This is a genomic window from Pseudomonas sp. HLG18, assembly GCF_051903985.1.
Taxonomy (GTDB): Bacteria; Pseudomonadota; Gammaproteobacteria; order Pseudomonadales; family Pseudomonadaceae; genus Aquipseudomonas; species Aquipseudomonas fluorescens_BT.
In genome coordinates this window covers 502,285-516,748 of the sequence record NZ_CP195831.1, presented here as the reverse complement: position 1 = coordinate 516,748, position 14,464 = coordinate 502,285, and the positions used below count along the sequence as shown (strand labels likewise).

At 57.3% G+C, this 14,464-nt stretch carries 5 protein-coding genes; 2 read left to right on the top strand and 3 right to left on the bottom strand.

What is annotated here, in order from left to right; genetic code table 11:
* The first annotated feature begins 117 nt into the window (after nt 1-117).
* Entirely contained in the window at nt 118-6,960 is a 6,843-nt protein-coding gene (locus ACSPX5_RS02435) for a beta strand repeat-containing protein (RefSeq protein WP_439820890.1), read from the top strand.
* Between the two features lie 68 nt (nt 6,961-7,028).
* Here ACSPX5_RS02435 and ACSPX5_RS02430 read toward each other — a convergent pair whose 3' ends face one another.
* The 3 genes from ACSPX5_RS02430 to ACSPX5_RS02420 all read right to left on the bottom strand — a co-directional run bounded on the left by ACSPX5_RS02430 (nt 7,029) and on the right by ACSPX5_RS02420 (nt 13,519).
* Nucleotides 7,029-9,266, bottom strand: a complete 2,238-nt coding sequence (locus tag ACSPX5_RS02430; protein WP_439820889.1) for an autotransporter outer membrane beta-barrel domain-containing protein — start codon at nt 9,264-9,266, stop codon at nt 7,029-7,031.
* Between the two features lie 240 nt (nt 9,267-9,506).
* A complete protein-coding gene (locus ACSPX5_RS02425; RefSeq protein WP_439820888.1) occupies nt 9,507-11,429 on the bottom strand; it encodes a hypothetical protein in 1,923 nt (640 codons plus the stop codon).
* A gap of 167 nt (nt 11,430-11,596) precedes the next feature.
* A complete protein-coding gene (locus ACSPX5_RS02420) occupies nt 11,597-13,519 on the bottom strand; it encodes a hypothetical protein (protein ID WP_323162204.1) in 1,923 nt (640 codons plus the stop codon).
* A 537-nt stretch (nt 13,520-14,056) separates the two neighbouring features.
* Between ACSPX5_RS02420 and ACSPX5_RS02415 the strand changes: the two genes are divergently transcribed.
* Nucleotides 14,057-14,428, top strand: coding sequence for a DUF6124 family protein (locus ACSPX5_RS02415; protein WP_439820887.1), 372 nt, complete (start codon nt 14,057-14,059; stop codon nt 14,426-14,428).
* Nucleotides 14,429-14,464 lie beyond the last annotated feature (36 nt).

Below are 14,464 nucleotides of genomic sequence, written 5' to 3'. Positions count from 1 at the left end.
CCGCTCGTCGCAAACCAGCCTGCCCCTGTCAGATCTGACAGTACCTCTCCCTCCTTCCCTCAGGTTCAATAAAAAACCGTCTGCGATCCCAATGCGTGCTCTTTCAGGAGTTTCGTCATGCTCACCCACAGTCCGCTTTTGTTTCCTGATCTCGACCCGCCCGTCACCCTGGCGCTTCGGCCCATGCAGATCAGCGGCGCAGTCACACCAGTCGAGGGCGTGGATGGCGGGATCAATATTGAGGTGGTGTCGGGAAGTGACAGCGGTGTGCTGAGCGTGATTGTGGCGTACCTCGACATGCTGGAGGGTGATGAAAGTGTTATTCATTGGGACGGCGTTCCGGTGCTCACCCGAAAGGTTGAACCGGGAGAGAAAGACAAACACTTGTTCTTTTACCTGCCCAAGGAGTTGTTCACTCCCGGTCAGCATGAATGCTTTTATGAGTTGACCCGATTCGGCGCCACCACGCCGGACGATCCCTCTGTGGTGTCGCTGTTTTTCGTCAAACTCACCAGACCCGGTGGCCGAGACACGGAGCCTCATCTACCCGAAGGGCACTCCGCACTGCACATCGCGCAGCTGCCGCAGGAAATCATCGATCAGGGATTGATCGACGCGGAGTGGGCAAAAAAAGGGGTTCCCCTGACGGTTCCTGCTTATCCGGAAATCAGGGTGCGAGACAGGATTCTGATGCGCTGGGGCAGTCATACCCTGACACCTCTTCTCGTCACGCAAGCTCAGGCAGAGGGCAAGGAACCCATCGTGATCATCGCCAAACAGGAAGACATTCTGGCCGGTGGCGACAGCGCGGCACTGGAAATCAAGTACGACCCTCACGATGAACTATGGAACTGGTCTTCCCGGCACTCCAAACGCACACAAATCGCCGTGGACGCCGGCGCTTGGCGTCTGGCTGCACCGATCATCAAGCAATCGGTTAATGGGATCATCACGATCATCAACTTGAACAAGGAGGACGTCACGGTCCAGGTCCATATCCAGGGCTCGGATTTCGCGCTGAACGACTCAGTGAAAATGACCTGGATTGGCACCCCTTTCACTGGCAAGCCGTTGATTCACACCGAAACCAAATCGGTGGAAAACATTCCGAGTGTCATGGAATTCAAGGTGCCGTACGCGCAAGTCCGCGCCATCGCCATGGGCCGGGCTGATGCCTCCTACGTGCTGACGAAAGCGGACGCAAGTCCGCCGTTATCCTCCAAACGCGAATTCGCCGACGTGGTGGGTGACGTTTCGATGCCGGACGCACCGAAGATTGTCGAGTTGCTGGGCGACATACTCGAGTCGGACAGATCCTACGCCACGGTACGGATCAAGTACTTGACCATTGCCAATGGCGATCTGGTCGCCGGTCACTGGATAGGTGAAAAGTCCAACGGTCAGCCCTATGTCCATGAGTTCACTCATACCGTCAGTGACAATGAGGCAAAAGAAGGCTTTTTCACTGCTTACGTCGACAAAGAGCACATCAGCGTGCTCGACAAGGGCAAACTCGATCTTTGGTACACCGTGTTCAATGACAAGCCGGAGCTCTATGGCGTCAGTGATTCAGAGCATCTGTTGGTCAAGGTGCAAGCCGTCACCGCGACACTGCCCAGGCCCGAGGTGGAGGAAGCCGACAAAAACCCCGATGTGCTCGACCCTTCCAAAGTCTTCGATGTCGTCCACATATTCATCGAAAATCCGCCGACGCAAACACATGACATCGTGACCTGGTACTGGCAAGCGACCCATCCGTTCGGCAGCATCAGCGACTGGGTGCCTATCACCTCGCTGAGCGCCGGTAAACCGCTGCGTTTTCGAGTGCCCGCGAACTTCGTCACGATCAGTATCGGGCAGTACGTCAGAGTGCGTTACTCGCTCAAGCACGCGTCCACAGGTTTATACAGTCACTCCGCCGCACTCAATCTGCTGATCGGGTCGCTGGTAGGTGAATTGCCAGCGCCACAAGTCAAACAGGCACCGAACGCCGTACTCAAACCCATGGACGGGTTGAACGGTGTGGACATCAAAGTCAGCTACGACAGTATGGACCCGGCCCTCGACACCATTCGCCTGCTCTGGGTCGGGACCCCCGGTGCCGGCACACCAACAGTTCCTGAACTTCCCGGACACAGCAGTGGCAGTGTGGACTTTCATCTGGCCTCAACGGTTATCGGCCCCAACATCAACAAAAACGTGGATGTAAAGTACTTCGTGCGCCGCTATGGCCACGAGACAGAATCGGAGTCGCTGGGCCTGAGAGTCACGGGCTTCGATGACCCCGAAAACGATCTGCCTCGCCCTCAAGTACCTGAGTCAGACGATAACCGGGTCCTGGATCTGATGACGTTCAATGGGAACGCCACAACACTCGTTGCCAAGTGGCATTACATTGCGCTCAAGCAACGTCTCTGGCTGAGGCTGGAAGGCAAGACAGCGGTGGGCAGCGACTACATCATCCGGATGCTCGATGGCGTGGAAATCACTCCCGCGCAATTCAGCAGCGGGCTGAATGAAGTGCTGCCTCGAAGCGAGTTAATGAAACTGGGGCATTCCACACCGGCAAACGTGATTTGCAAAGTCTCGTTTGATGGCAGCGCTCAAGAAGACGATGCGATTGAGTTCCCGAGATTGCCGCTTACGATCAGAACCCGATACGACTGGCTGACGCCGAAGATCACCCATGTGACTGACGCCAATGGGGAGGTTACAGAGGGTGGCGAGACTTTCTTTGAGCAGGTAACTGTCGAAGGCTCTGCGACCCGAGATGAGACGGTCGAGATTTTCGATGGCTCGACCTCGCACGGCAATGCTGATGTTGATGCCGATGGCGTCTGGCGCAAGCCCCTGCTCAACCTCCAGATCAAGGATTATCACATTACAGCCCACGCTCTATATCCAGCGGACCCGGTTTCCAGCCTGATCCGTGCCTTTACGGTGATAGCAGCTGTTCCACCCACTATCACCAATGCCCAGGATTCCAAAGGCACCGTGATTCCAGATGGCGGCACCACCGTCGACACAACCGTGAAACTGACGGGCACCGCCAGCAAGGGCCAGCAGGTGGAGATCCTCGACGGGGCCGTCAGCAAGGGTAACGCCACAGCGGACCCATCCACCGGCATCTGGACCAAAGACCTTACGGGGTTGAGCGTGGCAGCGCACAGCTTCACCGCCAAAGCACTGTACGGCGCGGGCCAGACTTCAGGGGCACGGACACTGACCGTGACTGCGGCGGTTGCACCCACCATCACCAACGCCCAGGATTCCAAAGGCACCGTGATTCCAGATGGTGGCACCACCGTCGACACAACCGTGAAACTGACGGGCACTGCCAGCAAGGGCCAGCAGGTGGAGATCCTCGACGGGGCCGTCAGCAAAGGGAACGCCACAGCGGACCCATCCACCGGCATCTGGACCAAAGACCTTACGGGGTTGAGCGTGGCAGCGCACAGCTTCACCGCCAAAGCACTGTACGGCGCGGGCCAGACTTCAGGGGCACGGACACTGACCGTGACTGCGGCGGTTGCACCCACCATCACCAACGCCCAGGATTCCAAAGGCACCGTGATTCCAGATGGTGGCACCACCGTCGACACAACCGTGAAACTGACGGGCACCGCCAGCAAGGGCCAGCAGGTGGAGATCCTCGACGGGGCTGTCAGCAAAGGGAACGCCACAGCGGACCCATCGACCGGCATCTGGACCAAAGACCTTACGGGGTTGAGCGTGGCAGCGCACAGCTTCACCGCCAAAGCACTTTACGGCGCGGGCCAGACTTCGGGGGCACGGACACTGACAGTGACTGCGGCGGCAGCGCCGACCATCACCAACGCCCAGGATTCCAAAGGCACCGTGATTCCAGATGGCGGCACCACCGTCGACACAACCGTGAAACTGACGGGCACTGCCAGCAAGGGCCAGCAGGTGGAGATCCTCGACGGGGCTGTCAGCAAAGGGAACGCCACAGCGGACCCATCCACCGGCATCTGGACCAAAGACCTTACGGGGTTGAGCGTGGCAGCGCACAGCTTCACCGCCAAAGCACTGTACGGCGCGGGCCAGACTTCGGGGGCACGGACACTGACCGTGACTGCGGCGGTTGCACCCACCATCACCAACGCCCAGGATTCCAAAGGCACCGTGATTCCAGATGGCGGCACCACCGTCGACACAACCGTGAAACTGACGGGCACTGCCAGCAAGGGCCAGCAGGTGGAGATCCTCGACGGGGCCGTCAGCAAGGGTAACGCCACAGCGGACCCATCCACCGGCATCTGGACCAAAGACCTTACGGGGTTGAGCGTGGCAGCGCACAGCTTCACCGCCAAAGCACTGTACGGCGCGGGCCAGACTTCAGGGGCACGGACACTGACCGTGACTGCGGCGGTTGCACCCACCATCACCAACGCCCAGGATTCCAAAGGCACCGTGATTCCAGATGGCGGCACCACCGTCGACACAACCGTGAAACTGACGGGCACCGCCAGCAAGGGCCAGCAGGTGGAGATCCTCGACGGGGCCGTCAGCAAGGGTAACGCCACAGCGGACCCATCCACCGGCATCTGGACCAAAGACCTTACGGGGTTGAGCGTGGCAGCGCACAGCTTCACCGCCAAAGCACTGTACGGCGCGGGCCAGACTTCGGGGGCACGGACACTGACCGTGACCGCCGTGGATGTACCGATCATCACCAACGCCCAGGATTCCAAAGGCACCGTGATTCCAGATGGCGGCACCACCGTCGACACAACCGTGAAACTGACGGGCACCGCCAGCAAGGGCCAGCAGGTGGAGATCCTCGACGGGGCCGTCAGCAAGGGTAACGCCACAGCGGACCCATCCACCGGCATCTGGACCAAAGACCTTACGGGGTTGAGCGTGGCAGCGCACAGCTTCACCGCCAAAGCACTGTACGGCGCGGGCCAGACTTCGGGGGCACGGACACTGACCGTGACCGCCGTGGATGTACCGATCATCACCAACGCTCAGGATTCCAAAGGCACCGTGATTCCAGATGGCGGCGCCACCGTCGACACAACCGTTAAACTGACGGGCACTGCCAGCAAGGGCCAGCAGGTGGAGATCCTCGACGGGGCCGTCAGCAAAGGGAACGCCACAGCGGACCCATCGACCGGCATCTGGACCAAAGACCTTACGGGGTTGAGCGTGGCAGCGCACAGCTTCACCGCCAAAGCACTTTACGGCGCGGGCCAGACTTCGGGGGCACGGACACTGACAGTGACTGCGGCGGCAGCGCCGACCATCACCAACGCCCAGGATTCCAAAGGCACCGTGATTCCAGATGGCGGCGCCACCGTCGACACAACCGTGAAACTGACGGGCACCGCCAGCAAGGGCCAGCAGGTGGAGATCCTCGACGGGGCCGTCAGCAAGGGTAACGCCACAGCGGACCCATCCACCGGCATCTGGACCAAAGACCTTACGGGGTTGAGCGTGGCAGCGCACAGCTTCACCGCCAAAGCACTGTACGGCGCGGGCCAGACTTCGGGGGCACGGACACTGACCGTGACTGCGGCGGCGGCGCCGACCATCACCAACGCCCAGGATTCCAAAGGCACCGTGATTCCAGATGGCGGCACTACCGTCGACACAACCGTGAAACTGACGGGCGCCGCCAGCAAGGGCCAGCAGGTGGAGATCCTCGACGGGGCCGTCAGCAAGGGTAACGCCACAGCGGACCCATCCACCGGCATCTGGACCAAAGACCTTACGGGGTTGAGCGTGGCAGCGCACAGCTTCACCGCCAAAGCACTGTACGGCGCGGGCCAGACTTCGGGGGCACGGACACTGACCGTGACTGCGGCGGTTGCACCCACCATCACCAACGCCCAGGATTCCAAAGGCACCGTGATTCCAGATGGCGGCACCACCGTCGACACAACCGTGAAACTGACAGGCACTGCCAGCAAGGGCCAGCAGGTGGAGATCCTCGACGGGGCCGTCAGCAAGGGTAACGCCACAGCGGACCCATCCACCGGCATCTGGACCAAAGACCTTACGGGGTTGAGCGTGGCAGCGCACAGCTTCACCGCCAAAGCACTGTACGGCGCGGGCCAGACTTCAGGGGCACGGACACTGACCGTGACTGCGGCGGCGGCGCCGACCATCACCAACGCGCAGGATTCCAAAGGCACCGTGATTCCAAATGGCGGCACCACCGTCGACACAACCGTGAAACTGACGGGCACCGCCAGCAAGGGCCAGCAGGTGGAGATCCTCGACGGGGCCGTCAGCAAGGGTAACGCCACAGCGGCCCCATCCACCGGCATCTGGACCAAAGACCTTACGGGGTTGAGCGTGGCAGCGCACAGCTTCACCGCCAAAGCACTGTACGGCGCGGGCCAGACTTCAGGGGCACGGAGTTTCACGGTCAATTCACCAATCCCGCCACTGACCATCAATCCAGCCACTATGAGTCTGAATGCCTGGCACTTCAGGGATAACGACACCCCTACCAACCCTCCTGCCGGCGCCTTTGGTGACCGATCGGCCAGTGGAGGCGTGCTTCCCTACAGATATGCCTCCAGTAACCCCAACATCGCAGAAGTCAACGTCAGCAGCGGCCGCGTCATTTCCAAGGGCAACGGTTCAGCAACCATCACCGTTACGGACAATGCGAATCAAACCGCCAGTTACACCGTCACCACTTCAAACGTGGAAAGACTGTTTGGCACAGGCCACTTCAATACCTACACCGTATGTGCAAACACGGCGGCCAGTATGGGAGGAAGAATTCCTACTCTGGCCGAATGGCGAGCCTTTATCAGTAACTACGGCGGTCGACGCACCATTGAGCGCTGGTGCTGGGCGTCCGACTCAGGCGGCATCGGCAAACGGATGGTGATCTTCCCGGCTACCGGTCAGACTGATACACGAGTCGATATCGGCATTGGAGGTGGTACTGCCGATGGCTTCGGCATACGACGCGCATAAAAGCCGGATACAAAAAAACCGCTACTCCCTGAAAAGAGTAGCGGTTTCCTGATATTCGGGATCGTGGCTTACCAGCTATACCTCAACCCCACATTCCCCCCCCAAGGCTGTTCGATATGCTTGCCATTGGCATAATCCAGATCGACATGCACCTGCCACTTCTCCGACATGGCCACCGCCAAACCGGCACCGAACTCCGCCCGCGAGCCCGATAGATCGTTGTTGAACACGTTGTTTTCGTTGATCTCGACCTTGTTGTCATCGGCAAACTCATGGGCAATGGCCGCACGCACATAAGGTTGCGCAACAGCCCCGTTGCCGATATCAAAATTGCGCCCGAACGTGGCGCCAGCCTTGCCCAGGAATGAGCGGGTACGATCGCCATCGGCCTCCATGTCGTTGTCCAGGCTGAAGCGTTTGCCCTGGATCTGCGCTGCCGAAAACTGAACGAACGGCTCAATGAAGTAATCGTTGCTCAACTGGATATGACGACCGCCTTCCACCGATGCGCTGACGCCCCAATTAACGTAATCGCCCTTGGCACGTGTGCTGTCGCTCAAACCGACCTTGGCTTCGTTGCGGAAACGGTTGAATTTCAACACACCGTCAACGTAGTAGCCGGTGTCGCGGTCCATCCACGTCACGTAGGGCCCGAAGTAGTAACTGTCGACCGTGCCTGAGGTGCCGTGTTCGAGACTCAGTTTTGATTGACTGTAACCACCCATCAAGCCCACCAGCACATTGCTGTCATTCACCCGGGCATCGGCACCGAGGGAAATCCCTTGCTGGTTCTGCTGGTACGCCACACCGGAACCTTCGGCGACGTTGTACTGATTGCCATAGGTGCGTGCCCAGGCGCCCGACTGGCCACCATTGAATCGCAACTCGCCCATGCGGCTACGCAATGAGCTGGCTTCGCCGTACAACAGGGTCATCGGAGAATTGAACAAGGCCAGTACCGCACTGGCGCCGGGGCTGATCACCTGGGTGGTCGGATCGAGAAACCACTCAGTGCCGCCCGTTCCTCCCGGTCGCTGGGCCAGGTCATAGGACCAGGTACCGAGATCCACTCGCCCGCCCGTCAGTGCAAAGTGCGCATCGCCCGCGGCCGTGTGCACCAGGGTCAGTTGCTGCGGATTCACCGCATCCAGGCCCGACGCCGCCACCAGCAAACCGAACTGTCCGGTTGCCACACCGGTAACGTTGAGGACGTCATGCTGCCCCGTAGCGAAGTTGCCCTTCATGGCGAAAGTACTGGAACCATCCGGCGAGCCGGCGAGCGTACCGACATTCAACTGGTAGAAGGTATTCGGCACATCCTGCGCACCAAAGCGAACCGTCCCGCCATTCATGGCGAGCGTTCCTACGGTGTCGTTGCCAGTCAGGGTCCAGATCGAACCGCTGTTGACGGACACGCCATTGACCTTGTCGAGACGGCCGGTGAATTGCGAGCTGTTCTGCAGGGTGACGTTGGCGGTCGAACCGTTTTCGACCAGCACATCACCGGTCATGCGGCCTTGATCGAACGTCAGGTTGCCGGTGCTGTTGCCGGCGATGTTGATGTTGCCTTGCAGAGTGCTGTTGGCGACGGTCATGGCAGCGGTGGACGCGCCCTGGACATCGAGCAAGTTGTTGTTCCCGGCGAGCAGGCTGGCGCCGTTAGACAGATTGACAGTGGCATTGGTACCGCGATCAACCAGAACTGCCGAGCCATTGACCCCTCGTACAGTGGCGTTATCCAGCGAGAGCGAACGGGCGCCGACATTCTCCGTGTCGTTGACCATGCGCACGCCTGTCGCCTGACCGGTGATGACAGTCTCGGCGGAGGCGTTCAGCGCGCCGCCAAGAAGATTCGCACCAATGCCATTGCTGCCAGTACCGGTCACTTGCGTATTGGCCAGCGACAAAGTGCTGAGCCCCGTGACTTGCGCACCGAAAACATCACCACGGATCTGACTGTTGGAAACATCCACAGTGGAGCCGCCAGCGGCAATCGAAGATCGGTTGACGGCCAGACCGATGTCGTCGCTGGTCACATTGGCCTGGTTGATGGTGCCCCGGCTGCTGGTGACCAGAATGCCTTCGACGCCAGGATTGCTGACGACCGTGGCGCCATTGATGGTCAGTGTCGATCCGGATTGAATGGTAATTGACTGGGTGATGGCACCATTGACGTTCAACACACCGTTGTTGCGCACCAGATAATCGATCGGCGTTGTCGTCGAATCGATATCCAGCGTCGTGTTATCGACAATGGTGGCTGCCAGTATGCCGCCGCTGGAAATGGAAATGGCTGGCATGACCATCAGAATACTCAACGCGTTTTTTACAGAAAGACGTTCAAGCCGCCCGCCAAATATTCTCATGACTTACCCACCTCTGATATACCTGTGCGAAATTGCGAAATGCATTTGCGTGAAAAAATAGAGCGCGGAGGCTAATCGGATTCCTCACAAAAAAATGTAGGAAAAGTCCGATAAGCAAGGAAGAAAAATCCCTGACACTAATGTTATAAAAAAACGGGAGGCAACAGCCTCCCGTTTTTTTCAAATACTGCAAGGTGTCGTATCACCATTCCTCATGAGCACCCTGACCAGGTGACGCACTGAAGGTGTAGGCCGCCCATCAATCACGGCGTTATAACTCACCGCCCCCCATGCATTTCCTGTAATAAGAAACTGCTCATACGGAAAGCGTATGGTAAAACCATTTTGCACATCCGAAGAATCCGGCTGATATTTAACTTCATCCTTATTATTCGGTATCACAGTATTACCAGTGGAATCACTGTAGCCCTGATAAGTAAAAGTCAACGTCTGACCTTCCAGTTGCGGCTCTCCCCCCGGAATAAAAACTTCGATACATTTTATAAGCACTGGATGGCTTTGCAACGAAGGGCAATTCAAATAATCAAAATCCGGATCGAGATGCTGGAAGGTTGCCTGAGGCACACTCCCCGGTCTGATGAACACATCTACATCCCGTGGCATTGAGCGCTCTTCGTTATCGTTCACATCAGGATTGGTGACCTTATAAGTCACTGGAACTTCCGTGCCGTTCCCACCAGCGTCTACAACTGACCACTCAATTGTCCAATTTAGCTCAGTCTCCGTACCATCCAACAGAAGAACACCGCCTTCAGCGTCTGGTACTTCAACCCCGTTCCAGATCAGAGTGGCAGTATCCTTATCCTTGATACCCGGGTAAGCGACCGCTTTTACGTCAACATCCTTATCCTTGTCCAGCACCGTCAAAACGTTGATCGGATTGCCGCCCGCCCCTTGAACATCGACTGGACGAAAATCGGGATTTGGATCATCTGGACCTTCGCCGTCCCCTGGCCGGCGCAGATCGACTCTTACATCGGGGTTTTCGGGGGGATTACTGGCAGGATGTCGAATCTCTCCACGTTTTATTTGATAGCTGACCTTAATGGTTTTATCTCCGAGATCACCGTTATGCCAGTACGAATAAGGAACCGGTACATAAGTTGGGAAGCCAGCGATTTTTTGTGCTGGCAATACAACGCTATCGACGGTGACCTCAAGTTCATCACCGTCCACAAAATTCTCGTACTTATCGATGATCCCCACTCCTGCGCGCATCCGAGCGTCGGCGAGGTCAATCTTCTTCGGTGCCGTGTCGTTATCAAGCAGCGGAATACTTGGATCCTCCAAATCCTTTGGAGGGTCCGTCACTGTTACGTTCACTCGTTTGAAAGGCGAATTTAGACTTCGGTTACCTTTCCGATCCGTACGATAGTAAAAAATCGCTTTCTCACCCTCTTCAGTTCCGACCATTGCGGTGGTCAGCTTAAAGGTAACGGCATCAAGAGGATCGCTAACAATAAATTCCCCTACGAATACCGGGGTCGGAAATGTCGAGCCAAAATAACATTCATACTTGTCCCCTATTTTTATATCGGCGACCTTTGGCATGGTAATCAGGACAAAACCGTTGGCATCCAGATAAGGCTTGGTAATGCCGTTTGCCTCCACCTCCGGAGGAAGAGTAACAAGACCGCTGACATCAGGTAGCGTAGTGTCGATATTGATGAGCAGATCCGGAATATCTTTAGTGTTCCCGCCATGATTGAGTACATAGCTCAACGTGTGGGGGCCTGAGACATTCGTAAGCCCTGCTGGCAATACCATTGGAATGTTCCCAGCAGCAATAGGGGTTTGGTAGTTGTACCGGGGGCCTTGCCGAGTGCCATCCCAAGTCAGATTTATAAACCCATCAACGGAAGGATCATCGTCAGCCCCGTCGAACCTGAGGACAGTCACTTTCAATGCAAAACCCTGATACTGTTTGTGCAATTGATTCGGATCATCGTCCACCTCATCAGGCAGCAGAGGATTGTCATCATCCAGCACAGGCGCTTCAAAGTCCGCTTTCGGTGAATTTCGGAGAATACTCAAATAACGCTCACGACTTTGTACCGGGGTCAACTTAATGACATTGTTCATCTTGTTCATCCTTTCAATGACTTGATTAAATGACAAAGGGTATTGCAGCCCCGTGCCAGAACACCTGGAACCAACCGCAAATCAAAAAACACTGCATTGGCACGACTGTGCGCATCAGCAGTTATTACACGCACCAACTTCCTGAAACACTTGCCCCTTCGGCGAAATCACTGATCACAAAGATCATTATCCGGCCCACAGATTTCCCCGCTGGGCATGGTTCTATTGATAAGCACGAAATCCGGCCTTGACTCTCCCCGCCCGCCATTGCTCTTTCTCAAAAAGTAACGACAGAGCGCCGATCCGTTATTGACCATGGGTGCAATCAGCTTTTGATAGTCCGTCACCAACACGTCAAAACCATTGCGTGCCTGATCAAGAGTCAGCGTCGTTTCGAAAGAGTGCGCGACGCCCGAAATAGGAGAAGTGCCGTTGGGGCCCTGACACCCTTGCCAACGCAGGTCGACAACATCATCCTCGTCGAACGCGTCATTACCCTCGATATGAACTTTCACATGCACCCACAACCGCGGGTTGGCGCAGCAATTGAGTACCCCTTCCCGCCCGCCATCGGGGAAGGTCGGCTCGGGCAGATTCCTGATGATGATGATTGCCACGTTCACCGGGGTTGTCGGGGCCAACTGCCGGTTCACACCGTTATCGGTGAAGTACCGCACAGGCAGCGCCGGATTTTCCTTGTCCTGGTCGATAAACTCCCAAGGGATACTGAAGAGAATTACTGTCCCGGCCGTATCACCGGGCTGAACCTCATACTTCGCGACGGGTGCACTGATGGTTCCCCAGTACAGTAAGACTTTTTCCCCTGGCTCAGGGTTGTCATGCAGTGCCAGGCGCCCTTCGGCGGGCAATTCGTAGTCATCGGGAAGCAGCTTGTTCAGCTGTTTTGAAACGGCTCCGTAAATCTCGACCTTCGCCAGCCTGGTATTCAACAGCGCAGGTGCGTCGGGGTGGTCTTGACCTGCGACCGTAAAGTTGAAGGGCACGGTTGTTTCCGGTGACGGCGGCGTCGGCGTCCCGCCCCGACTGACGCGGTAGTCGATACGCGCGTCCATGGGACCGAGCCCGTCGGCCGTCAGTGTTGGCCAGGGCACGGTCGCGGTCTGTACCGGCTTCGCAGGATCGACATCGAGCGGTGCGAGATCATGACCATTCCACCGGATCAAAAGCTTGTCGGAAGCATCCGGATTGTCATAGTTATCGATTTCGACCGTAACAGCCTTCTGATTCGTAGCCCCTTCGCGGGCATGCTCGCGGTCGATCAATCCCCTGGCCGACAAAGGCACACGTGGCGGCTTGAGTTTGCCGGGCCCGGGTTTCAGATTGACGAACACCGGCAAAAGAATAGAGCGCGGTCCGGTGTTTCGGGCCCAGTCCCGCAACATGTAATAAAAGAAACGTTGGCCGTGTCCCTTGGCCCGAATGTCCGCTTCATAAATCGTGATGATCAGTTGCCTCTGATCGATGTCCTGCTGGCTGAATACTTGCTCACCAATTTCCTGCTCGGAGTCCGGCGGGTTGTCGTTGTCGGTCAGGAAATGGATCGCACGGTCCCGTGCCATGGCATCCACATAAAACGGGACTTGAAACCTGACCTCGCCAAAGCGGGTGAGATAGTCATCGGTGATGTCGCCGGTAACGTTCAGCATGACCAAGGCATCGCCGGTTTGCCCATCATTCGGGGGCAGCCGATCGACCGTCACTCGAGTATTAAAGGAATATTGCTTGTTCCCACCGTAATTCAACTCGTAGGACAAGGCGTAAATGCCATGCGCCAGCTTGTCCCGCGGGACTTTCAAGACCTTCTCACCCGGCGTATCGAATGTCTCTTTGTACACCGGAGTGAACAGTCCGCCCTCCAGCACCCAACTGATGGAAAGGATGTAGACGGGATCAGCGACGGGGGGCGGTATCCAGTTGGGGACAATCACTTGCAAATCATCGCTCAAGGCACTGCGCGGCAGCAGCCCATCGGGACTTTCATCGCCGTTCTCATCCTTGAGAATGGCGGGAACCCTGGGTTTTTCCAGCTCTGGAACTACAGGGTCGATCTGGTCTTGAGTAATCGGCATTACAGACGCCCTCTCACGAAATGGCCACGCTCCCTGAACAACTGCACGTTATCTGCAGGTTGAGGATTCGTTGCTCTGACGTGATTTAACGGCGTTGCACATTCGCTGGCTACTGTCAGAAATTACAGGTTTTGCTACCGCTCGTCGGAGATTGAACACCGCCACCCATCCGGCAGAACGGCATAAACAGAAATGTTTAACAAAAGGGATCGGTGACTGACTCAGGCTACGCGTCCTTGCGCCGATGCCTACGCATCCGCCAGAATCCGCCGGCTTGTGCGCCTTGGGGGCGGGTTCTATTGTTTGGCGGTCGCTGAAAGGCAGCGATCGGGTTTAGCAGCCCGGATCTACTCTAGACGCACAATGCCGTTCGTTCGTGATCAGGCTCATGCCTGTCCGTTCACGTTATGGCGGCTTTGCGTGGGGCACTTCGGTGCGCCGGGTTCTAGAGTCCTGGTCTGCTAACCCGCGTACGGCCGCCACCTCTTTCGTTTAGCAGCGAAGCGTGGCGCCTCCACTACTCTAGAGGCTTTACCCATGATCAAACCCACGCCAAACCCACCCGAAACCGACACAACCTCGCCCTACGAAACCCTCGACTCCAAGAAATTCCACGAAGCCGCCGAACGCGCCCTCGATCACTACCTCAATCCGTTCCACCCCAGAAAACCGCTGCTCAAACCCAACACCCGCTACCTCATCGCCCCCGACATCCCGAGCGAAGAGCTGCTGGCCGAAGCCTGCGAAACCCTAACCTCGGCCAAAACCATGGCCAGTGATTTCGCCGGGATGATCGATACGCCCCAGCGGCATGTGCTGTTGGGGATTGCGCAGTTGATCATGCTGGCTGAACTGGCGGTGAACCGGGTGCTGGACAATCTGGAACTGAAGGCTGAGACGCCGCTGTAGCCTGAGCAAAGAAAAACCCGCCGCCCCGATCACTCG